Here is a 23789-nt window from a genome sequence, read left to right as displayed (position 1 = left end):
AGTCTGAATGTGAAATGACTAGGTAACTCGGATTCGGAATGGAAGTTTACAACAGTGGTTGTGCTTCTAAATGATGTTTACATAGGGCAAAATGCAATTGTAGCAATGCCTTAACATAAGGAGTGGAACGTATTAAAAAGGGTGAGGAGATATCATTTGTGTACTTCTAGCCATTAAGGGGATAATGAAAAAATCTCATTTTTGTAGGCAAATAATTAATATTTAAAGGATTTAATAAATACTAAAACATCAAAAATAAAGTTTGCGAGTAGGTAGAAAATTGAACTTTTTCTTGAATTAGCTGTTGACAATAATATGTACTTTTAATTGTTACCTTGAAATGAATCACTATTTGAGATAATATTTTTAGTGGATAAAAAGGTGAAAATGGAGGCCTGTTATGAGTAATCGCTATGCAATAATTTTGGCCGCTGGGCAAGGTACTAGGATGAAATCTAAGCTTTACAAGGTTTTACACCCTGTTTGCGGAAAACCAATGGTACAACATGTTATCGATCAAGTCAATCAACTTCAGATAGAAGATATTGTAACAGTTATCGGCCATGGAGCTGAAAAAGTTCAAGAACAGCTTGGTGATTCTTGCAAGTATGCATTACAAGAGCAGCAATTAGGCACGGCACATGCTGTAATGCAAGCGGGAGACGTTTTATCCGATAAGAGTGGAATTACCCTTGTTATTTGCGGAGATACACCGTTAATCAAAGCAGAGACGATGGAAGCGCTTATAACATTGCATGAGCAAAGCAAGGCGAAAGCAACGATTCTGACAGCATATGCGGATAATCCGGATGGCTATGGAAGAGTTCTTCGCAGTGAGAACGGCCTGGTTGAAAAGATCGTCGAGCATAAGGATGCCTCAGATGAAGAAAGATATGTTAAGGAAATAAATACCGGTACATATTGTTTCGATAATCAGGCATTATTTAGCGCGCTGAAAAAAGTTTCAAATGATAATGTCCAAGGTGAATATTATTTGCCGGATGTTATTGAAATTTTAAAAGAAGAAGGCGAATCGGTGACAGCCTTTCAATCAAGTGATTTTGATGAGACATTGGGTGTAAACGACCGAGTGGCTTTATCGCAGGCTGAGCAAACTCTACGGAGTCGTATCAATGAATCACATATGAGAAATGGTGTAACGATTATCGATCCACTTACAACGTTTATTGAAGCTGATGTGAAAATTGGGCAGGATACGGTTATTTATCCTGGGTCATTGATTAAAGGGAAAAGTATTATCGGGCAGGATTGCCTGATTGGTCCTAATTCGGAGATTAGTGATTGTGAAATTGGTGATGGAACTGAAATTCACCAATCGGTTGTACACGAAAGCAGTATTGGAAGTTTAGTTAAAATCGGTCCTTTTGCACATGTTCGACCTCAATCCGATATTCAGGATTCTGTTAAAATCGGTAATTTTGTCGAAATTAAAAAAACCGTTTTTGGTAAAGGAAGCAAAGCCTCTCATTTGAGTTATATTGGGGATGCAGAGGTTGGAGAGAATGTTAATATTGGCTGCGGATCTATTACCGTGAATTATGACGGTACAAATAAACATTTGACGAAGATTGAAGACGATGTTTTTATAGGCTGTAATTCTAATCTTGTTGCACCTGTAACGATAGGAAAAGGGGCATATGTAGCTGCTGGGTCAACCATCACTCAAGATGTACCGCAGGAAGCTTTATCTGTTGCTCGTGCTCGTCAAGTAAACAAAGAAGATTATGTGAAAAAGTTAAAATTTAATAATTAACCCACGGAGGTCATCATGTCAAATCAGTATTTAGATCCTAATTTAAAAGTATTCTCTTTAAATTCAAACTTTGATTTAGCTCAAGAAATTGCTGCTGCAATCGGTGTTGAACTTGGAAAATGTAGCGTAACAAGTTTCAGTGACGGTGAAGTTCAGATTAATATTGAAGAAAGTATTCGTGGTTGTGACGTTTACGTAATCCAATCAACAAGCCAACCAGTCAATGAAAATTTAATGGAACTTTTAATTATGATCGATGCTCTAAAACGTGCTTCAGCTAAAACAATCAATATAGTAATGCCTTATTACGGTTATGCTCGACAAGACCGTAAAGCACGTGCTCGTGAACCAATTACAGCTAAACTTGTAGCGAATCTTTTAGAAACAGCTGGTGCCCATCGTGTCATCACATTGGATCTACACGCGCCACAAATCCAAGGTTTCTTTGATATTCTAATTGATCACCTTGTTGCAGTTCCAATTTTAGCTGATTTCTTCAAAGAAAAAGATCTAAGTGACATTGTCATCGTTTCTCCGGATCACGGTGGAGTAACGCGTGCCCGTAAAATGGCAGATCGCTTAAAAGCACCGATTGCTATTATCGATAAGCGTCGTCCAAGACCGAATGTGGCTGAAGTCATGAACATCATCGGTAATATTGAAGGTAAAACGGCAATCCTGATTGATGACATCATCGATACAGCAGGTACTATTACACTTGCAGCTAATGCACTTGTAGAGAATGGTGCGAAAGCAGTCTATGCTTGTTGTACACACCCAGTCCTGTCGGGCCCTGCTATCGAACGGATTCAAAATTCAACTATCAAGGAACTGGTCGTAACAAATTCGATTGTTCTATCTGAAGACAAGAAAATCGATAAAATTGTTGGGCTTTCTGTAGCTCCTTTGATTGCGGAAGCAATTATTCGTGTTCATGAAGAACAATCTGTTAGCACATTATTTGATTGATAAAAAATAAAGAAAACATGGTGGGCCTAGTGTCCGCCATGTTTTTTTATATAAAATATTTGAATTATTCCGAAAATAAATTAATTCTTAGTTGACAGGTGCGAATACTGATATTAATATGTATACATATTCAATTTATATTTTATGAATCTAAAGAAAAAACTCTCTTTCTGGTTCTGAGTAAGAAAAAAGCTCACAAATTAAATGGCCGATCGGGCTACCGAAGGCTCCTTTTCACTTACCATCTCACATTAGGCATCTTTTTGACCTATTGTACTTTTGGTGAAGAAAAGGAGCTTTTTATTTTATACAAATCAGTTTTATGAGGGGTGTATAGTATGGAAAAAAAACGCAATGTGTGGATACTGAGTATTCTTAGCATCATTATGCTGGTATTAGGAGCATGTGGGCAGGAAAAAAGCAGTACAAAGAGTGCTAACGCAAAAGAAAGTGATAAGACTATCAGAATCGGCTATCAAAAATTCGGGACATTAAATATTTTAAAATCAAAAGGAGAGCTGGAAACACGTTTAAAAGAAGTGGGTTATACCGTTAAGTGGACTGAATTTCCTGCTGGGCCTCAGCTGCTTGAGGCTTTGAATGTTGGAAGTCTTGATTTTGGGCACACAGGAGAGGCACCACCGATATTTGCACAGGCTGCTAAGGCCCCACTTGTCTATGTGGCTAATCAGCCAGCAAACCCCTCAGGAGAAGCCATAGTCGTGCAAAAGGATTCGCCTATAAAGAGTGTGGAAGATTTAAAAGGCAAGAAAGTAGGCTTGAATAAAGGGTCCAATGTTCATTATTTATTAGTTAAAGCATTAGAGGAGGCGGATCTTACTCTTGACGATATTCAGCCCGTCTACTTGCCACCGGCTGATGCGAGGGCTGCTTTTGAAGGAAATCAGATTGATGCTTGGGTAATATGGGACCCATTTCTATCTGCAGCGGAACTAGAACTTGAAACAAAAACGATTCAGGATGGAGAAGGATTAGTGGCGAATCGAGAATTCTTTTTGGCAACGGATACATTCGCAGAGAATAAAGAAGTCTTGAAAATTATTAAAGAGGAATTGAAAAAAGTAGATAAGTGGATTGAAGAAAACCCAAAGGATGTTGCAGAGTTCTTAGCTCCAGAGATTGGGATGAGTGTTGAGGCATTAGATAAAACATTAAAAAGAAAAGAATATGGACTAGAGGAAATTTCAAAAACGGCTCTGAACGACCAACAAAAAATTGCTGATACATTTTACAATCTTAAATTAATTCCAACCGAAGTAAATGTTTTCGATGCATCAATAGATGTTAAAAAAAATTAAGGGGGAAATAAAAATGAAAGTATTTTGGTTTATTCCATCACATGGAGAAAGTCGTTATTTAGGGTCAACTAAGGGTGGGAGACCTATTACACTTCCTTATTTGAAGCAAATTGCTCAGGCAGTTGACCATCTTGGGTTTGAAGGAGCATTACTTCCAACTGGACGGTCTTGTGAAGATGCCTGGGTAGTGGGATCTTCATTAATATCTGCAACGGAAAGAATGAAATTTTTAGTAGCCATTCGTCCGGGTTTAATGTCACCGACCTTGGCAGCCCGGATGGCTGCGTCCTTTGACCGGCTGTCGGGTGGTCGCCTTCTAATCAATGTAGTAACTGGAGGAGATCCTGTCGAATTGGCTGGTGATGGTGTATTTCTGAACCATACGGATCGTTATAGGTTAACAGATGAATTTTTGGATATTTGGAGAGCGGAAATGTCTGAAGAACAGGTGAATTTTGAAGGGGAGCACTTGAAGGTTGAAGGTGGGAATATTCTGTTGCCTCCGGTACAAAAACCTTACCCTCCACTATACTTTGGAGGTTCATCTGACCCGGCCATTGATATTTCAGGAAAGCATATTGATGTGTATTTAACTTGGGGTGAACCACCAGCACAAGTGGCTGAAAAAATTGAAAAAGTTCGTAAAAAGGCAGCAGAGTACGGCCGCGAAGTTCGATTTGGTATCCGTATGCATGTCATTGTAAGGGAAACAGAAGAAGAGGCTTGGCAGGCAGCAGATGAACTCATTAAATATGTAGATGATGAAATGATCGAAAATTCACAAAAGATTTTCGAGCGGTTTGATTCAGTTGGTCAGAAGAGGATGTCCCAACTTCATAACGGCAGTAGGGATTCCCTTGAAATCAGCCCTAACCTATGGGCAGGTGTAGGTCTTGTGCGTGGTGGCGCCGGTACAGCATTAGTCGGAAGCGCAGAGAACGTTGCTGCACGAATGAAAGAATATGAGGAAATTGGGGTAGAATCCTTTGTTTTATCTGGCTATCCTCATTTAGAAGAAGCATATCGAGTGGCGGAACTGTTATTCCCTATACTCCCTGTTGAACAGCTGCAAGGTCCCGTGTCAAAAGCTACGAGTCCATTTGGAGAAATATTAGCCAACAACCACTACCCTACAAAAGGAAGTGAAAATAAAAATGAAGAAAAAGTTAAACAAAAAGTTCAATAAGTTCCCTTTCATAACGTGGCTTGTACCTGTTTTTCTACTGGTAGCTTGGCAGTTGCTGTCATTGTGGGGCATTCTGTCGGAGCGGATATTACCTGCTCCGACTGAAGTTCTTAAAGCAGGCATTGCTTTATTGAAAACAGGAGAACTTATAGACTATATCGGCATCAGTGCCCAGCGTGCCTTAATCGGCTTTTTGATTGGTGGGATTATTGGTTTTGTACTTGGTATGTTAAATGGGCTTTCAACCATTGCTGAAACATTATTCGATACTTCTCTTCAGATGTTGCGAAACATCCCACATTTAGCCTTGATTCCGCTCGTAATCCTTTGGTTTGGTATTGAGGAAGAAGCGAAAATATTCCTAGTGGCCTTAGGAGTTCTATTCCCGATCTATTTAAATACGTTTCATGGTGTGAAGTCGGTCGATAAAGGTTTAATTGAAGCGGCGAAGGTTTATGGGTTAAGCGGTTTTTCTTTATTCTGGAACGTGATTCTCCCTGCAGCTTTTCCATCCATTTTAGTGGGCATCCGCTTTTCGCTTGGAATTATGTGGGTCACATTAATAGTCGCGGAAACGATATCCGCCAATTCTGGAATTGGGTATATGGCTATGAATGCCAGGGAATTCATGAGAATGGATATCGTTGTACTCAGTATTCTCTTATATGCTTTATTAGGGAAAATATCAGATGTTTTTGCCAAGGTAATAGAAAAAAGATGCTTGAAATGGCATCCATCATACCAATGAGGAGGCCTTTTATATGAAAAGTGGAAGTTCATTGGAGCTGCAGAATATTAGGAAGGATTTTGGAGGTTTTGAAGTTTTAAAGGGAATAAACCTTACTTTTAAAAAAGGGGAATTCGTAGCTATTGTCGGCAAGAGTGGATGCGGGAAAAGTACCTTACTACGTCTTGCGGCAGGCCTGGATGAACCAACGGAAGGGAAGATACTGGTGGATGGCGAGTCATTAAACGGACTGAATCGATCATCCCGCACGATGTTTCAGGATGGGAGGCTTTTCCCTTGGAAAAAAATTCTTCAAAATGTTGGTGTTGGTTTAAAAGGGGATTGGAAGCCAAAAGCTATAGAGCTACTAGAGCAGGTGGGGCTGGCAGACCGAGCATATGAATGGCCATCGGTTCTATCGGGAGGGCAGAGACAAAGGGTTGCCTTAGCTAGGGCATTGGTGAACGAACCTGACATTCTTCTATTGGATGAACCATTAGGGGCGCTGGACGCTTTGACAAGAATCGAGATGCAAAGGTTAATTGAAGAATTATGGAGAAAAAGAGACTTTACTGCCTTACTCGTTACACATGATGTGGAAGAAGCGGTTACGCTGGCTGACCGGGTCATATTAATTGAAGAGGGCAAAGTGGTTATGAATAAGGAAATTAATCTACCGAGGCCACGGAAAAAGGACAATATTCTTTACTCATCCTTGGCTGGCCAAATTCTTAATAGAGTCATGCAAGTTGAGGAGCAGGTAGAAAAAAAGGCGATTCATGCATAAAGTCTGTAATTGAATGAGTGAGGAAAAAAGAATTCCATTCGATACTTTTCTTTGTTTATCATTCGTTTAAGTTCATATTAGAGCTTTCTGTCATTCCTTTCATGTTTAATACACCGCTATTTAGGGAACTGTTAATTATAGTGAACCTGTAATTAATATTTTAGGAAGGCGGAGGATGTATGAGTAATTTATTAGCTGCAAAAGAACGTACGGATTTAAAACACTCTAATTTAAGGAACTTGAGAGAAAGCGGAGAAATCCCTGCTATTGTATATGGTAATCAAAACGGCAATACGGCCATCTCAGTCAATAATATTGAACTTCAAAAAACAATGAAAGAAATAGGACGAAATGGTATTATTTCTCTTGACTTGAATGGAACTGAATTTAAAGTCATGCTCTCTGATTATCAAAAGGATCCGATAAAGAATTTCATTTATCATGCTGACTTTTTAATTGTAGATATGTCTGCTCAATTACAGGCACAAGTACGCATCAACCTTACCGGTGTCTGTAAAGGGGTGAAAGACGGTGGTGTTCTACAGCAGTCTCTTCATGAAGTAACGGTTACGGCTAAGCCTAATGATATTCCCGAATCCATTAATGTTGATGTTACTGAGCTTCAGGTCGGCGATACAATCTACATATCTGACATTCAAACAAATCAGCAAGTTACAATTAACAACGATGGTGAAGAAGTCGTTGCCTCCGTATTGGCGCCTCGTCAGGAAGAGGAAATTAGTACAGGTGAACAGCAAGATGGCGGTATTCCTGAAAATGAAGAAGGCAGGGAGACTAAGGCTTCACCAGAGTCATGATGCCGGGATTAAACAAGTAAGTCATGGTATAATAGGCGTAGCTCTTAATGAGTTACGTCTTTTCTACTTCTGTATGCGTCCGTTTACATCTGGTAAAACTATTGGGAATTGATTTCTTTAAATAGAGTTTATTTCTAATTAGTTCTCCGGTCGCTTGCAGGTAAGCTTGAAATTGAGGTACTATTTTTCTAGGGTCATTCTGATCTTAGAATTTTCGTCCACACGTAACTCCCTAAATATCGGTAATGACGGAGTGTGAATCATGAAAATTATTGTAGGGTTAGGGAACCCAGGTAAACAATATGAAAAAACACGGCATAACGTCGGTTTTGAAGTAATAGATGAGTTATCTAAAAAGTGGTCGATCTCACTCGATCAAGCCAAGCATAAGGGAATCTATGGTGTAGGAATGGTACGGGGAGAAAAGGTTTTATTACTTAAGCCGCTAACCTACATGAATTTATCAGGTGAATCGATTTCGGCTGTTATGCATTTCTTTAAGGTGGAAATAGCGGATGTGGTTATTATATATGATGACCTCGATTTACCGCCAGGAAGAATCCGTCTTCGTCAAAAAGGAAGTGCAGGCGGTCATAATGGAATAAAATCTACAATTTCTCACTTGGGTACACAAGATTTTAACCGAATTAGAATAGGTATCGGTCGCCCAATCGGCCATGTTCCAGTACCTGACTATGTATTGGGGCGTTTCTCCCAAGAAGAATGGAATCATGTAGGGGCTACGATTGAAAAAAGCGCCGCTTCTTGTGAAGCTTGGTTGGAAAAACCATTTATACAGGTCATGAACGAATATAACCAATAAGCTAAGAGTAGATATAAGTAAAGAATAAAATCTTTCGCTGAATAAATCCCCCTTACTTTTGTACATACTAACACTATTACAAAATAGGGGGTTACCAAATGGCTCTCCATTATCGTTGCCGACATTGTGGAACTAAGCTGGGTTCTATCGAGGCACACGCACTGAGTACGGAGCAGTTAGGTTTTAATCAACTTACTGATGAAGAGCGTCAAGAGATGATCGTTTATGATTCTGAGGGAGATATGCATGTGAGGGCGATATGTGAAGATTGTCATGAATCGCTGCAAAGAAACCCTGAATTATATGAAAGCGATTATATTATTCATTAGCGGGAGAGGGCTTTGGACAAAATCCAAAGCATTTTTCCGTTTGTTTTGTTTTAAAGATATGAAGATAGAGAATGAACCAGTTAATAAAGAGAGACCTTGGCTGAATATGCCGGGTTAAAAATACAAGGACTTGAAACGGTTTTCGCACGTTAAGAGAGGAGGGACAGATTGTGAATGGATTGCAAAACTTATTCTCCAAACAAGATGATGTTCATTCGTTAATAGCCGGCATTGATGAGGGACTTAAGGAACAAATAGTATCTGGTCTAACAGGTTCTTCGAGATCACTTCTGCTGGCGGCCGTATATGAAAAGACGAAGAGGCCGATTTTATTAGTAACCCATAATTTATTGCAAGCACAAAAATTCCATGAGGATTTATCCAGTTTTATCCCAGAGGATGAACTATATATTTATCCCGCCAATGAGTTAATTGCTGCTGATTTGAGTGTAGCCAGTCCTGAATTAAGAGCCCAACGTGTAGAGGCATTGAATTTTTGGACGGAGGGAAAGAAAGGGATTGTCATTGCGCCTATTCCTGGGGTTCGCCGTGTGCTTCCTCCAAAGGATATTTGGAAGAGGCATCAGCTTACATTTAAACTAGGTGAAGAAATTGAACTTGACCCAACGCTTAATAAATTTATTGCAATGGGCTATAACCGGGCGGAAATGGTTGCCTCTCCAGGAGAATTCAGCATTCGGGGCGGTATCATCGATATATATCCGATTACGGAACCTAATCCAATGCGAATTGAGTTATTTGATACAGAAATAGATTCCATTAGAACCTTTTCTACGGAAGATCAGCGATCAATTGAGAAGCTCCAAAAAGTGACAATCGGTCCGGTTAGTGAGGCCTTGCTAGAAGAAAGGCACATTGAAAGAATTATATCGAAACTCGAAAGCGGATTAAGTAAAAGTTTGAAAAAGCTTAAAGATGAAAAAACAAAGGAACAATTGGTTCAAACGATCAGCTCTGAACTTGAACAGCTGAAAATGGGGAATAAGCCCGACCAAATCTTTAAATACTTAAGTTTAGCTTATGAGGAACCAGCTAGTTTAATAGACTATTTACCTGTAAATGGCTTAGTTTTCTTAGATGAAATCAGTAGAATCCAGGAAATCAATGATTCTTTGGAAAAGGAAGAGGCAGGATGGTATACCGACCTTTTAAGTCAAGGGCAGATTATCCATGATATTAAATTGGCTCATCCCATGCATGAATTAATTATGAAATCAAACAGGCCGTTTGTGTATCTTTCATTATTTTTAAGGCATGTACCGCATACAAATCCTCAGAATATCCTGAATTTTGCCAGTAAACAAATGCAAAATTTCCACGGACAGATGAACGTGTTTAAAACTGAACTGGAACGTTGGAAAAAAGGAAAGTATACAGTCGTTATACTAGGCCAGGATGATGAACGGGTGAAAAAGCTGCATTCGGTTTTAGAGGATTATGATATTGAAGCGGCAGAGCTTTTTGATGCGAACAGTATTCTTCCGGGGAAAGTACAGATTTTACGCGGCAGCCTTAACAGTGGCTTTGAATTACCTATGCAAAAATTTAGTATTATTACGGAAACGGAATTATTTAATAAGAAATCTAAAAAATCAATTCGCAGGCAGAAACTATCGAATGCGGAACGAATAAAGAGTTATTCCGAACTGAAAATCGGTGACCATGTCGTTCATGTTAACCATGGTATCGGGAAATATTTGGGGATTGAAACGCTAACCATCAATGGAGTTCATAAGGATTATCTACATATCCGGTATCAGGCGGATGACAAGCTGTATGTACCAGTTGACCAAATTGATCTTGTCCAAAAATATGTCGGTTCCGAAGGCAAGGAGCCGAAGCTTTACAAATTAGGCGGGACGGAATGGAAACGTGTTAAAAGCAAGGTTCAATCATCTGTTGAGAATATTGCGGATGATTTAATCAAGCTGTATGCAGAAAGGGAAGCGGCAAAGGGTTATGCCTTTTCACCTGATGGGGATATGCAGAGGGAATTTGAAACATCATTCGCCTATAACGAAACAGAAGATCAACTGCGTTCTATTGTAGAGATTAAAAAAGATATGGAACGTGAAAGGCCAATGGATCGTTTATTATGTGGTGATGTTGGTTATGGGAAGACAGAGGTAGCTATTCGCGCTGCTTTTAAAGCTATTATGGATGGCAAGCAGGTTGCTTTTCTCGTTCCAACCACTATCCTTGCCCAACAGCATTTTGAAACATTGAGAGAGCGTTTTCAGGACTATCCTATTTCGATTGGGCTTATGAGTCGTTTTCGGACGAAAAAGCAGCAAACGGAAACGATAAAGGGATTAAAAGCTGGAACGGTGGATATCGTTGTGGGTACGCACAGAATTTTATCCAAAGATATTGTATATCGAGACTTAGGCTTGCTTATTATTGATGAAGAACAGCGGTTTGGCGTAACGCATAAGGAAAAAATCAAACGCTTAAAAACCAATGTCGATGTATTGACTTTGACAGCGACGCCAATTCCAAGGACTCTCCATATGTCCATGCTTGGCGTGCGGGATTTGTCTGTCATCGAAACACCTCCAGAGAACCGTTTCCCAATCCAAACGTATGTAATGGAGTATAATGGCTCGCTGGTAACAGAAGCAATTGAGCGAGAATTGGCAAGGGATGGTCAGGTTTATTTTCTCTATAATCGGGTAGAAGATATAGCAAGAAAAGCAGAAGAAATTTCCATGTTGGTGCCAGATGCCCGCGTCACATATGCACATGGGCAAATGTCTGAGCAGGAACTAGAAGCTGTTATGTTTGGATTTTTAGAAGGCGAATACGATGTTTTAGTAAGTACAACTATTATAGAGACCGGTGTGGATATTCCAAATGTCAATACACTTATTGTGAATGAAGCAGATAGAATGGGACTTTCCCAACTTTATCAGCTGCGTGGTCGTGTTGGGCGATCCAATCGGGTAGCATATGCATTCTTTACTTACAGAAAAGATAAAGTTTTGACGGAAGTAGCAGAAAAACGTCTCCAATCCATTAAGGAATTTACAGAATTGGGATCAGGGTTCAAAATTGCGATGCGTGATTTATCCATCAGGGGAGCTGGGAATATACTAGGTGCTCAACAACATGGCTTCATCGATTCAGTCGGTTTTGATTTGTACTCTCAAATGCTGAAAGAAGCTGTAGAGGCGAAACGTAATGATCAACCAGTTGAAGAAAAGTCTTCACTTGAAATTGACGTTGAAGTAGATGCGTATATCCCTGATGCCTACATAGCGGATGGACATCAGAAAATCGAAATGTATAAAAGATTCAGAGGCATTACTTCTCTAGAAGAAGTGGAAGAATTACAAGATGAAATGCTCGATCGATTCGGTGAATATCCTGATGAAGTCGCCTATTTATTTCTAATTGCTGAAATGAAGGTGTATGCTGAAAAAGCTGGAATTGAAAGCATTAAGCAATTGAAGCAGGAAATCAGCATTCTTCTCAGGGAAAAAGTAAGTAGCGGCGTAGATGGACAAAAGGTATTTGAGCTAGGATCAAAGTACGGCCGTATGGTTGGCTTTGGTATGGATGGCAATCGAATGAAGCTTGTTTTACACATTAAAGGTGTAGAACAAAGCAAGTGGTTAGACATCCTCTTTGAGATGGCTAAAGGCTTACAACATGTAAAAAAAGAAATTCAAGCAACAAAAAATTAAAGAAAATGATTGTCTTTTTGAAGTTGTCTGTTTTTAAGATGTTATGGTAAAAAGGTGTATCAAAAAGAAAAATTTTTTCAAAGTGCATAGAACTTACCATTAGAAAAATACTAAGTACAATAGCTGGTGTTGATTTTGCTACGAAAAGAGGATTTATCAAATCAATTAGAGGAAAGTGAGGCAACATTAGATGAAAGCAACTGGTATCGTTCGCCGAATTGATGATTTAGGAAGAGTTGTCATCCCGAAAGAAATTCGAAGGACTCTCCGCATTCGTGAAGGTGATCCATTAGAGATTTTTGTGGACAGAGATGGAGAAGTCATCTTAAAGAAATACTCTCCTATTAGTGAATTAGGCGATTTTGCAAGAGAATATGCAGAAGCACTTTATGATAGCCTTGGAAACCCAGTTATGATCTGTGACCGGGATACTTACATTGCAGTGGCAGGTGGATCTAAAAAAGAATACTTAAATAAAAGTGTTAGTGAACTAGTAGAAAAAATTATGGAAGAAAGAAATCCCGTTCTGGAATCTCCAAATGGACAGATTTCCTTCGTGGATTCGAATGATGAAGAGATTCAATCATATACAGCAGCTCCGATCATTGCGAGTGGTGACCCGATTGGTGCCGTCTTGATTTTCTCTAAAGAAGGAACATTAGGTGAAGTGGAACAGAAATCGGTTGAAACAGCAGCAAGTTTCCTAGCTAGACAAATGGAACAATAGGTTAGGACATGCCATTATATTTTTGGATGTAAAAAGGGCAGCAATCGCTGTCCTTTTTGTCTTTTAATAAAGACAAAAAAATATAGAGGAACATTTAAAGCGGGGAGGCCCAAGCCTCTTTGTGGAAATTGGAAAATCATTAACAGTATGGATAACCTATGAAAAACAACCACTCAATTATGCTATAATTACTACCACATATGAGTGAAAAGGGGAAAAAAAATGGCTGCAAAGCCTTACAAAACTTCAAAAGAACTTTTCAGGGGTGCGTTAATCCTAAGTGCAGCCGCGATTATCGTAAAGATTTTGAGTGCGGCCTATCGCATTCCTTATCAAAACATAGCTGGAGATATCGGGTTTTATATCTATCAGCAGGTATATCCGTTTTATGGGGTTGCTTTAACGCTCTCTACACTAGGCTTCCCGGTTGTCATATCTAAACTAATTGCAGAACGGGAGTCTTCTAAAAATAGTTTTGCGGTTAAAGATATTTTATTGACCTCGTTTGTCGTCTTATGTTCGTTAGGGATTATCATGTTTATTGCACTGTTCCTAGGGGCAGAATGGATTGCCGGGATGATGAAAGATCCTCAACTATCAGGTCTGCTGAGAATCATTGCTTTTTCCTATTTATTAATGCCGTTTTCTTCTGTTTTAAGGGGCTACTTCCAAGGAATAAACGACATGATTCCTACAGCAAGTTCGCAGGTCGCTGAACAATGTATCCGGGTTTTAACAATACTGGTGTTGTCTACTCTATTGGTGTATTGGGATTACTCTGATTATGATGTCGGTAAGGGAGCAGTCTTTGGTTCGATTACGGGTGGCATAACAGGACTGGTACTGCTTTTTGTTTTCGTTTTCTTAAGAGAAGAATGGAAGCTTTTTTCCCAAATGAAAATCAAACCGTCAATTTTCATCAGGATTTCCAAAGCTTTGATCTTCCAAGGTTTGGCTTTTTGCATCACGGGCCTTATTCTAATCTTGTTTCAGTTCGTTGATTCACTGCACCTGTATTCTCTATTAAGGGAAACGGGGATGGGAGAAATAGAAGCAAAAGAATGGAAAGGGGTTTATGACCGTGGACAGCCCTTACTACAGCTAGGGACAGTCGTGGCGAACTCTTTTGCATTGGCACTTGTACCAGTTATTGCTGGATTCGTTCAGAGGAGAAATAAACAGGAATTGCTTAATAAGATAAAATTAGCACTGCGTGTAAGTGCGACTATTGGAATGGCGGCCGCTATCGGGTTGGTAGTAACAATGAAACCGGTCAATTATATGCTGTTTACTGACGATAAGGGGACAATTACTTTAGCAATTTTCTCCTTATCGATATTATTTACATCGCTCATTATGGCGAAAGCGGCAGTTATTCAAAGTTTAGGGTATTCGATTGCCCCGGTGATCATTACGATTGTAGGGGTGTGCAGCAAATGGACGTTGAACCTTGTTCTTGTGCCCCGTTACAAAATTGCAGGGGCAGCCTCAGCAACAGTACTTGCCTTTATAATTATGACTGTATTGTTTTATATAGTATTGAAAGTACATATAAAAAAACCTTTAATTGAAAAGAAGCAGCTGTTTATAATTTTAAAGAGTACGGTCTACATGGGTACATCAGTTCTGTTATTCAACACCGTATTTCAGGTGGTGTTGCCAGATGAAAGCCGACTGTTAGCTACAATTCAGGCATTGATTGGTGTGGGAATTGGTGCAGTTGTTTTTGTTATGGCAGTCATTCGGGCAGGTTTATTTAGTCAGGAAGAACTCTCCTTTATACCTGTAGGGTCAAAGCTTAAACGATTTATCATAACGAATAGGAGTAAATGAAATCATGAATGAGATTACTATAATAGGACTCGGGGCAGGCGATTTAGACCAGCTTCCATTTGGGATTTATAAAAAATTAACAAAGACAAAAGAATGCTTCGTCCGGACGATAGATCATCCGGTGATCAGAGATTTAACAATTGAAGGAATTAAGTTCACTGCTTTTGACAAGGTATATGAAAAACACGATCAATTTGAAGAGGTATACGAAGAAATTTCAGAAGCATTATTACAAGAAGCTGTAAATAGTTCTGTTCTGTACGCGGTTCCAGGGCATCCAATGGTTGCAGAAAAAACAGTCCAACTCTTGCTAGAGAAAGGTCCAGCTAGAGGCATTGCTATTAAGCTTGAGGGAGGACAAAGTTTTCTTGACCCGTTATTTCAGGCCGTTCAAATTGACCCAATTGAAGGATTTCAGCTTCTAGATGGAACTGCTCTTTCACCAGATGACCTGCATATTAGACAGCATATGATAATCGGGCAGGTGTATGACGCGTTCAGTGCTTCCAATGTGAAGTTGACTTTGATGGAAAAGCTTCCAGATGACTACGAGGTATATATCGTTACAGCGGCAGGCAGTAGCCAGGAAAAAGTAACAAAATGTGCACTTTATGAACTGGACCGCCAAATGGAGTTAAGTAACTTAACGAGTGTCTATGTGCCACCCGTTAAAGAAGATGCATTACAGTATCGTGAATTTTCTAAGTTGCGACAGATCATCGCGGAACTGAGGGGACCTGACGGATGTCCTTGGGATAAGAAACAAACTCATCAAAGCTTGAAGAAATATCTAATAGAAGAGGCATACGAACTTATTGATTCCATTGATGCCGAGGACGATGAGGGCATGATTGGTGAACTAGGGGACGTACTCCTTCAAGTGATGCTTCATGCGCAAATCGGAGAGGATGAGGGCATGTTCACAATAGATGATGTGATCGAAGGAATTACAGCAAAAATGGTTCGACGCCACCCTCATGTGTTTGGAGATATAGAAGTGACCGGTGAAGAAGATGTTTTAGTGAACTGGCAGAAAATCAAGGAAGAAGAAAAAGGAAGCGAGAAAAATGTTCCACAATCCATTCTAGATGGTATAGAAAAATCGCTGCCAAACTTACTTCGTGCTGAGGAGTATCAAAAAAGGGCTGCGAAGGTCGGATTTGACTGGGATGAGGTTTCCGAAGCGTGGAAAAAGGTTAAAGAAGAAGTGCAGGAACTTGAAGATGAGATACTGAACCCGAATCCGGATATCGACCGGATCAAATCCGAATTGGGAGACCTCTTTTTTGCGATTGTCAACATTTCGCGCTATTATGACATACAAGCAGAAGAAGCTGTCTATAAAGCAAACCAGAAGTTTCACCAGCGTTTTACATATATCGAAGAGCGTATTCAAAGGGAAGACAAGAAGTTTGCTGATTATACATTAGAAGAACTGGATTCATATTGGGATGAGGCAAAAGCTAAAGGACTTTAATTAAAGGAGAGAATTGAATGTCGATGAGATTAGATAAATTCTTAAAAGTATCAAGGTTGATTAAGCGCCGCACTCTTGCTAAAGAAGTAGCGGATAAAGGGAGAATTACAATTAACGGCCAACAGGCTAAAGCAAGCTCGAATGTAAAAGATGGTGATGAATTAACCGTACGTTTTGGTCAAAAGCTAGTCACGGTACGCGTTGACAAAATTCAAGAAACGACGAAAAAAGAAGCTGCTGCCGATATGTATACAATCGTAAAAGAAGAAAAGCTAGCAGAGGAGTAAGGACAGGCTTTGTTCTAATTTCCCTCTTACGGACATACACTTGTACAAAATCAGTGGTACTGTGAGGGATGAAAAATGAGCCAATATATTGATCCGAATGCTGGTTACACAAAGGGAACAATCCAAGAGCATGATGTAACGATGAAAGGCCGCCGTTTATTGGATATTACCGGAGTAAAACAAGTGGAAAGCTTTGATAATGAAGAATTTTTGCTTGAAACGTCAATGGGCTTCTTATCTATACGTGGTCAGAACTTGCAAATGAAGAATTTAGACGTAGATAAAGGGATTGTTTCAATCAAGGGGAAGATTTTTGACCTTGTATATTTAGATGAGCAATCCGGGGAGAAAGCTAAAGGCTTCTTTGGCAAGCTGTTCAAATGACCTTAACGATCCAATTTTATACGTTGCTTGCGATGATAGGCATGGGCAGTTGTTTTGGAGCTGCCCTCGATACGTATAACCGGTTCCTGAAGCGTTCAGTAAGGAAGAGGTGGATTGTCTTCCTCCATGATTTTCTTTTCTGGATTATTCAGGGTCTCCTTATTTTTTATGTTTTGTTTTTAGTGAATGAAGGAGAGTTTCGCCTATATTTATTTTTGGCCTTATTATGCGGTTTTTCAGCATATCAAGCACTTTTTAAAGGAGTCTATCAACGCTTTTTAGAGTTTTTGATTTTACTGGTAATAAAGGTGGTCAGATTTTTAACTAAATCGGTTCAAATGCTGATATTTCTTCCGATAAAATGGGTAATAGTTACTGCAATTTCCATCATCATAGGTATGGGCAGATTTGTTTTAGTCCTTTTAAAATGGATAGGGAAAATAATTCTCTTTATTTTAAATGTTTTCTGGAAACCTTTAAAATGGATACTAACAAGGATATGGAATTTATTGCCGGTTTTTGTTACAAAAAACGTCGGGAAGTTTTATAATAAAGGAAAAGGGATTTTATTGAAAATAAAGAATTCTATAGTTAGCATGGTAATTAGATGGAGAACTAAAAAGAAATGAGGAGTGATAAAACATGAGTAGCCTTCGGAAGAGGAAAGTGGCAAAAATAGAAAATCCCTACGTCGCTCTACAAGAGAAAAAAGTACAAACTGTTGAAAAAAAGAAGCGTGGTCTTATGCGTAGATTAACACTGTATTCAGTTTTCGCCGCTATCTTTTTGATTTTGGCTGTTTCCACCCTCATTACGCAAAATGTTGCACTAGATGAAAAAGTACAGCAGAAAGAAAAATTAGAAGTAAAGTTAGCTAAATTGGAAAAAGGTGAAACCCTTCTTAAAGAAGAAATTGTAAAACTCAATGATGATGACTATATTGCTAAAATAGCAAGACGAGATTATTTCTTATCGGACAATGGTGAAATCATTTTTAATCTTCCAAAAGCAAAGGAAGATAGTGACTAATATTGACACTGTTTTTTTACTTTCGTTATAATATAGTGTGAAGAGATTTTTAACATTTCTAAGGAGGAACATTTTTTTTATGTCAATCGAAGTAGGCAGCAAGTTACAAGGTAAAGTAACAGGCATAACTAATTTTGGTGCATTTGTAGAGCTCCCTCAAGGTTCAACAGGTCTTGTCCATATCAGTGAAGTAGCAGATAACTATGTCAAAGATATTAACGATCACTTAAAAGTGGGCGATACAGTTGAAGTGAAAGTCATCAATGTGAAAGATGGCAAAATTGGCTTGTCCATTAAAAAAGCAATAGACCGTCCTGAAGGCGAGCAAAAACCTGCATACACACCACGTCCGCGCCAAGGAAGAGGGAACGACAGCCGTTCCAAAGACTTCCGCTCAAAAGGTAGTAGTTTCCAACCCAAGGAAAACTTTGAGCAAAAAATGGCTAAATTCTTAAAAGATAGCGAAGACCGCCTAACAACCCTTAAACGTAGCACCGAAACAAAACGGGGAGGTCGAGGAGGAAGACGCGGATAAAACTGCTGCTGAAAATAATAGATTAGCAACTTTTCCTGTGAAATTATTCATAGTGTAGATAAAGGCAAGCTTGCTGGCTTGTCTTCTTTTATATATATAAAGGTGTTTCTCTTATTAGATTCGCCATCAATACCAATAAAAAAAGCACCTCATGTACACTTTCTCGATTGAGTGTGCTGAGGCGCTTTTTTTATATGTGATGACCCGTACGGGATTCGAACCCGTGTTACCGCCGTGAAAGGGCGGTGTCTTAACCGCTTGACCAACGGGCCAAAATTAATATTAAAAGATAGCGGCAGAGGGGATCGAACCCCCGACCTCACGGGTATGAACCGTACGCTCTAGCCAGCTGAGCTACGCCGCCATAATGGTAAGTGCTACTGAAGCACAAGTTATATCTTACATTCGTGAGGAAAGATTGTCAACAAAAAAAAGAAAGATTGTCGGTTTCCATTTTTTAAAGATATATTCGTGTTATTTTCCACAAAAATAACCTAAAAACTTTGCTTTTCCTTTAAAAAAAAAGAACGCCTGTTTCTGTATTTTAAAAAAAGGTATAAAAACCTGTATACAAATGATTGTTCAAGGAGAATTTCGTCGAACGTTTTTCATTTGCGCTTTTAAAATTCTGACAAAAAAATGGTTAAGCCCTCTATATAATAAAAATCACTAATATGAATGGGGTGTTGAAATGGAAAAAGTAGAAAGACCTATGATGGAACCTCTTGGGGATGTTCAGTTAAAAGAAGCAAAGGAGGGAGCCATCAATTGGATCCAACAGCTGCAAACGAAAACAGATGATATCTTTATAAAGAAAGGTATCTCTTTAGCCATTATCGGTTTTTTATTAGGACGAGCATTAATTCTTTCGCAGTTAGCACCATTTGGGCTTCCGTTTTTCGCAGCCGTTTTTCTCATGAGACGTGACCGAGCTCCACTCGCACTGTTTGGCTTAATCGCTGGGGGGCTCACCGTTCACTATTCTAATAGTTTAGTCATCTTTACATCGGCGTTCCTGCTTCTCTTATTTCATAAAATCAAGAAGCCGGCCGTAGAAGGGCAATTTAAGACGATGTCGATGTACGTCTTTGCTTCACTCTTCCTGGTAAACCTGGCCGAGCAATATCTTGTGTTTCGAACGATTCAGCTGTACGACCTGATGATGATAGGAGTAGAGGCGGGGCTCGCCATGATTTTAACTTTAATTTTCATACAGTCCATCCCGCTGCTATCAATACGGACAAAGTCACAATCTTTAAAGACAGAAGAGATCGTCAGCATTATCATTCTACTCGCGTCGGTGATGACCGGAACAATTGGGTGGATGATATATGACTTGTCACTCGATCATATATTTTCACGGTACCTTGTCCTCCTATTCGGGCTGGCGGGAGGGGCCGCCATAGGCTCCACTGTAGGTGTCGTTACCGGATTAATATTCAGCTTAGCGAGTATAGCCAGCCTTTATCAAATGAGCCTCCTCGCTTTTTCAGGCCTGCTCGGTGGTTTGTTGAAGGAGGGTAGGAAGATAGGGGTTGCGGCAGGCCTGTTAATTGCTACGTTACTAATTGGTCTATACGGAGAGGGAACTAATAATATTATGGTTACCCTCTATGAATCACTTATAGCTGTGGTGTTATTTATTTTAACACCATCTTCCATAATCAATAAAATAGCAAAGCATATACCCGGGACCGTAGAGAACTCGGATGAACAGCAACAGTATGCCCGGAAAGTGAGGGACGTTACCGCCCAAAGAGTGGAACAATTCTCTCATGTATTTGAGGCGCTCTCAAATAGCTTTTCCCAAATAGATGAACGAGGAAGATTGGAGGAAGATGAGAAAGAGTTCGATTATTTTTTAAGTAATGTAACTGAAAAAACGTGCCAAATCTGCTTTAAAAAGGAACAATGCTGGGCTAAAAACTTTAATACAACCTATGACGGTATGCAGGAAATTATGCTTCAATTAAGTGAAAATAATGGACAGCTCCCCCAAAAAACTTCAAAAGAATGGGGGAAATACTGTAGTCGTGGGCCGCAGGTCATTGGGGCAATTTCTCAGGAACTTACTTACTTTGAAGCAAACCAAAAGTTAAAAAGGCAGGTGAAAGAAAGCAGGAAGCTAGTGGCGGACCAACTACGTGGAGTTTCTGCAGTGATGGATGATTTCGCGAAAGAAATTCAAAGGGAAAGGAAGAATCATCATTTACACGAGGAATCCATTATGGAGGCCATTCAGGATTTTGGCCTGCATATCGGTTATGTGGAAATATACAGCCTTGAACAGGGAGGTGTTGATATAGAGATGAGTGTCCCATACTGCCAAGGCAGAGGGGAATGTGAGAAGTTGATTGCACCTATGCTTTCAGACATTTTAGGAGAAACGATTGTTGTACATTCCGAAGAGTGTGCAACTTATCCAAACGGGCAATGTGAGGTGATATTTAGGTCAGCAAAAAAATTCACGGTCGAAACGGGTGTGGCTCATGCTGCCAAGGGGGGAGGGCTTGTTTCAGGAGATAGTTATACGACCATGGAAATTAGTTGCGGCAAATTTGCAATAGCCATTAGTGATGGGATGGGTAATGGGGAAAGGGCCCATTTTGAAAGCACCGAGACTTTGAAGCTGCTACAAAAATTTTTACAATCGGGAATAGAAGAAAAAATAGCCATTAAATCCGTAAACTCCGTATTATCCCTTCGCACGACCGATGAAATATTTTCAACTCTTGATCTGGCAATGATTGACCTTCAGGATGCAAAGGCTAAGTTTTTAAAAATATGTTCGATACCAAGTTTCATTAAAAGGGGGGATAAAATCATTAAAATTGAATCAAGTAACCTGCCGATGGGTATCATCCAGGATTTCGATGTTGATGTCGTATCCGAGGAGCTAAAGGCAGGGGATATTTTAATAATGATGAGTGATGGGGTATTCGATGGTCCCTCTCATGTGGAAAATATCGAGTTCTGGCTTAAACGAAAAATCAAGGAAATGGAGACAGATGACCCACAGGAAATATCTGATTTAATATTAGAAGAGGTCATTCGAACAAAAGGGATCATAGATGATGATATGACAGTGGTAACCTCAAAAATTAAACATAATACACCGAAATGGGCATCCATCCCCGTTTCACCAAAACGGAAAAAGGCTCAGTAACGAGAAATCTTTCCATAAATTAAGATAAGGAGGTCGTCTACAAACGAGGTGTTATGTTGGCAGCTATGTAAAGAAATAGTTGGTTAACTCCATGGATCCACTGCCAAAGTGTATAAGAAATGTGACTTGGTAGTGTGTGTTTTTGGTGTATAAATTATCCCCTTTTAGTCAATTATGGTAATAGATTGAATGGAAGGGAGAGCCAAACATGAAAGCAGGAACATTAAGACAGGTTTTGCTTATTACCGACGGCTGTTCAAATCATGGTGAGGAGCCGGCTGCTATGGCTGCTTTAGCACGGGAGCAAGGCATAACCATCAATGTCATAGGTGTCATGGAAAATGATGTGATAGATGAAAAGGGACTTAAAGAAATTGAGAAGATTGCTGGTTCCGGGGGTGGTGTAAGCCAAATTGTCTATGCACAGCAGTTGTCACAAACCGTCCAAATGGTTACCCAAAAGGCAATGACTCAAACCATACAGGGAGTTATTAATCGTGAACTTCAACAAATATTAGGTGATTCAAGAACAATGGAAGATCTCCCTCCGGATAAACGAGGAGAAGTGATGGAGGTGGTTGATGAGCTTGGGGAAACTAGCAAGCTTGAAGTGCTAATTCTTGTCGATACAAGTGCGAGTATGAAACATAAGCTGCCAACTGTAAAAGAATCCTTATTAGATCTTTCCCTAAGTATGAATGCAAGAATGGGTGACAGCCGATTTTCCGTATTCGTATTTCCTGGGAAAAGAAATGATGTGGAAAAGTTGCTTGATTGGACCCCGAACCTTGAAGCTTTGACGGCAACTTTCCCTAAGCTTAGTACAGGTGGGCTCACTCCAACAGGGCCAGCAATTCGTGAAGCTTTATCTTATTTTAATAAAAAACGTTCATTGAGGGGATTGTTATCACATGATGATGAACAATACTTTGAGGAATCAATGTAAACTCCTTCCTGGCAGCTTAATCACTGGAAAGTGGAATAAAAACCGGTACAAAATTATCAAGGAATTGGGGTGTGGCGCTAACGGGATTGTCTATTTGGTGGAAAGTGAAAATCGTCATTATGCGCTTAAGCTCAGTGATAATGGGACGTCTATTATTTCAGAGATGAATATCCTAAAATCCTTTTCCAAGGTCCAGGGGTCTACCCTTGGACCTTCCTTTTTGGAAGCGGACGACTTTATGGAAACAGGAAAGCAGCTACCTTTTTATGTTATGGAATATATCCATGGGCACGATTTTTTGCGTTTTATTGAAAAAAAAGGATCATCGTGGATTGGTGTCTTAATGCTTCAGTTATTAACTAGTTTGTCAGCTTTGCATACAAATGGCTGGGTATTCGGTGATTTAAAACCTGAGAATTTAATAGTGACCTCTCCAGCCTACAAAGTCCGATGTGTAGATGTTGGTGGGACAACCTTGATTGGTAGATCTGTTAAAGAGTTCACCGAGTTCTTCGACAGAGGTTATTGGGGACTTGGGTCAAGAAAGGCTGATCCACAATATGATTTGTTCGCGGTAGCGATGATAATCATCAATTCTGCCTATCCTGCACGTTTTCACAAGAAAGGGGAGGGGTATCGGCAGCTTATCGACTTGATTAAGCAGAAAAAGGAATTACACCCATATAGAAAGATGCTAGATAAAGCACTACTCGGGAAGTATGATTCAGCATTACAAATGCGGGAGGACCTAGTTACTATGCTAAGTAATCAAAATCATTTAAAGAAAAAGCCCTCGAGTCAAACTGCGACAAGGCAAGCTACAACGAGACAAGCAAGAAGGTCTCAGAGTCATTCTAAAAAAATGAAGGGAGGTTTTTTTGAAACTTTTTTGCTGGTTGCTATAATATCGATACTCTATGTTCTTTACATATATGAACAGTTGTTATGATATAGTTAAATACGTTA

21 protein-coding genes and 2 tRNA genes are annotated in these 23789 nt (G+C 39.6%); 21 read left to right on the top strand and 2 right to left on the bottom strand.

Annotated features, from left to right (window positions below; all coding sequences use genetic code 11):
• Window positions 1-400 precede the first annotated feature (400 nt).
• The 18 genes from glmU (at window position 401) to JFU50_RS09575 (ending at window position 18711) form a co-directional block, all read left to right on the top strand.
• Window positions 401-1774, top strand: coding sequence for a bifunctional UDP-N-acetylglucosamine diphosphorylase/glucosamine-1-phosphate N-acetyltransferase GlmU (glmU, locus tag JFU50_RS09660; RefSeq protein WP_201187791.1), 1374 nt, complete (start codon window positions 401-403; stop codon window positions 1772-1774).
• Between the two features lie 15 nt (window positions 1775-1789).
• Entirely contained in the window at window positions 1790-2743 is a 954-nt protein-coding gene (locus JFU50_RS09655; RefSeq protein WP_053348997.1) for a ribose-phosphate diphosphokinase, read from the top strand.
• A gap of 338 nt (window positions 2744-3081) precedes the next feature.
• Window positions 3082-4062, top strand: coding sequence for a sulfonate ABC transporter substrate-binding protein (locus tag JFU50_RS09650; RefSeq protein ID WP_201187793.1), 981 nt, complete (start codon window positions 3082-3084; stop codon window positions 4060-4062).
• A 13-nt stretch (window positions 4063-4075) separates the two neighbouring features.
• The gene (gene ssuD, locus JFU50_RS09645) at window positions 4076-5248 is read left to right on the top strand and encodes an FMNH2-dependent alkanesulfonate monooxygenase (protein ID WP_201222473.1); all 1173 of its coding nucleotides are present in this window, start codon (window positions 4076-4078) and stop codon (window positions 5246-5248) included.
• Entirely contained in the window at window positions 5217-5996 is a 780-nt protein-coding gene (ssuC, locus tag JFU50_RS09640; RefSeq protein ID WP_201187798.1) for an aliphatic sulfonate ABC transporter permease SsuC, read from the top strand. Before ssuD ends, ssuC begins: the two co-directional genes overlap by 32 nt.
• Before the next feature lie 13 nt (window positions 5997-6009).
• Window positions 6010-6762 carry an ATP-binding cassette domain-containing protein gene (locus tag JFU50_RS09635; RefSeq protein ID WP_201187800.1) on the top strand — a complete coding sequence of 251 codons (753 nt, stop codon included), beginning with the start codon at window positions 6010-6012 and terminating at the stop codon, window positions 6760-6762.
• Window positions 6763-6941: 179 nt separating this feature from the next.
• Window positions 6942-7580 carry a 50S ribosomal protein L25/general stress protein Ctc gene (locus JFU50_RS09630; protein ID WP_201222471.1) on the top strand — a complete coding sequence of 213 codons (639 nt, stop codon included), beginning with the start codon at window positions 6942-6944 and terminating at the stop codon, window positions 7578-7580.
• 262 nt (window positions 7581-7842) lie between these two features.
• The gene (gene pth / locus JFU50_RS09625; RefSeq protein ID WP_201187804.1) at window positions 7843-8403 is read left to right on the top strand and encodes an aminoacyl-tRNA hydrolase; all 561 of its coding nucleotides are present in this window, start codon (window positions 7843-7845) and stop codon (window positions 8401-8403) included.
• A gap of 98 nt (window positions 8404-8501) precedes the next feature.
• The gene (locus JFU50_RS09620) at window positions 8502-8732 is read left to right on the top strand and encodes an anti-sigma-F factor Fin family protein (protein WP_056525473.1); all 231 of its coding nucleotides are present in this window, start codon (window positions 8502-8504) and stop codon (window positions 8730-8732) included.
• Window positions 8733-8902: 170 nt separating this feature from the next.
• Entirely contained in the window at window positions 8903-12439 is a 3537-nt protein-coding gene (mfd, locus tag JFU50_RS09615) for a transcription-repair coupling factor (RefSeq protein ID WP_201222469.1), read from the top strand.
• A 190-nt stretch (window positions 12440-12629) separates the two neighbouring features.
• Entirely contained in the window at window positions 12630-13166 is a 537-nt protein-coding gene (spoVT, locus tag JFU50_RS09610) for a stage V sporulation protein T (protein ID WP_053348988.1), read from the top strand.
• A gap of 222 nt (window positions 13167-13388) precedes the next feature.
• Window positions 13389-14999: a putative polysaccharide biosynthesis protein gene (locus tag JFU50_RS09605; RefSeq protein WP_201222467.1), complete on the top strand. Its 1611-nt coding sequence runs from the start codon at window positions 13389-13391 to the stop codon at window positions 14997-14999.
• Between the two features lie 4 nt (window positions 15000-15003).
• Window positions 15004-16476, top strand: a complete 1473-nt coding sequence (gene mazG / locus JFU50_RS09600) for a nucleoside triphosphate pyrophosphohydrolase (RefSeq protein WP_201222465.1) — start codon at window positions 15004-15006, stop codon at window positions 16474-16476.
• A gap of 23 nt (window positions 16477-16499) precedes the next feature.
• Window positions 16500-16763, top strand: a complete 264-nt coding sequence (locus tag JFU50_RS09595) for an RNA-binding S4 domain-containing protein (RefSeq protein WP_034316386.1) — start codon at window positions 16500-16502, stop codon at window positions 16761-16763.
• A 75-nt stretch (window positions 16764-16838) separates the two neighbouring features.
• A complete protein-coding gene (yabP, locus tag JFU50_RS09590; RefSeq protein WP_053348985.1) occupies window positions 16839-17147 on the top strand; it encodes a sporulation protein YabP in 309 nt (102 codons plus the stop codon).
• Window positions 17144-17776: a spore cortex biosynthesis protein YabQ gene (gene yabQ / locus JFU50_RS09585; protein ID WP_053348984.1), complete on the top strand. Its 633-nt coding sequence runs from the start codon at window positions 17144-17146 to the stop codon at window positions 17774-17776. The genes yabP and yabQ overlap by 4 nt, the downstream gene beginning before the upstream one ends.
• A 37-nt stretch (window positions 17777-17813) precedes the next feature.
• Window positions 17814-18176 carry an FtsB family cell division protein gene (locus tag JFU50_RS09580; RefSeq protein ID WP_309446321.1) on the top strand — a complete coding sequence of 121 codons (363 nt, stop codon included), beginning with the start codon at window positions 17814-17816 and terminating at the stop codon, window positions 18174-18176.
• Window positions 18177-18255: 79 nt separating this feature from the next.
• On the top strand, window positions 18256-18711 hold the full coding sequence (locus JFU50_RS09575; protein ID WP_201222463.1) for a S1 domain-containing RNA-binding protein: 456 nt from the start codon (window positions 18256-18258) through the stop codon (window positions 18709-18711).
• A 200-nt stretch (window positions 18712-18911) separates the two neighbouring features.
• On the opposite strand, the gene JFU50_RS09570 is transcribed toward JFU50_RS09575, so the two are convergent.
• Window positions 18912-18983 (bottom strand) — tRNA-Glu (locus JFU50_RS09570).
• Window positions 18984-19001: 18 nt separating this feature from the next.
• Window positions 19002-19075: transfer RNA gene (locus JFU50_RS09565), tRNA-Met, on the bottom strand.
• Window positions 19076-19402: 327 nt separating this feature from the next.
• On the opposite strand from JFU50_RS09565, the gene spoIIE reads away from it, so the two are divergent.
• The 3 genes from spoIIE to JFU50_RS09550 all read left to right on the top strand — a co-directional run bounded on the left by spoIIE (window position 19403) and on the right by JFU50_RS09550 (window position 23772).
• Window positions 19403-21877, top strand: coding sequence for a stage II sporulation protein E (gene spoIIE / locus JFU50_RS09560; protein WP_201222461.1), 2475 nt, complete (start codon window positions 19403-19405; stop codon window positions 21875-21877).
• A gap of 208 nt (window positions 21878-22085) precedes the next feature.
• The gene (locus JFU50_RS09555) at window positions 22086-22823 is read left to right on the top strand and encodes a VWA domain-containing protein (protein WP_053348980.1); all 738 of its coding nucleotides are present in this window, start codon (window positions 22086-22088) and stop codon (window positions 22821-22823) included.
• Entirely contained in the window at window positions 22789-23772 is a 984-nt protein-coding gene (locus JFU50_RS09550) for a protein kinase domain-containing protein (RefSeq protein WP_397443390.1), read from the top strand. Before JFU50_RS09555 ends, JFU50_RS09550 begins: the two co-directional genes overlap by 35 nt.
• Window positions 23773-23789 lie beyond the last annotated feature (17 nt).

The organism is Peribacillus sp. TH14 (genome assembly GCF_016651145.1).
Lineage (GTDB): Bacteria > Bacillota > Bacilli > Bacillales > DSM-1321 > Peribacillus > Peribacillus butanolivorans.
This window is presented reverse-complemented; position numbering and strand designations above follow the sequence as displayed.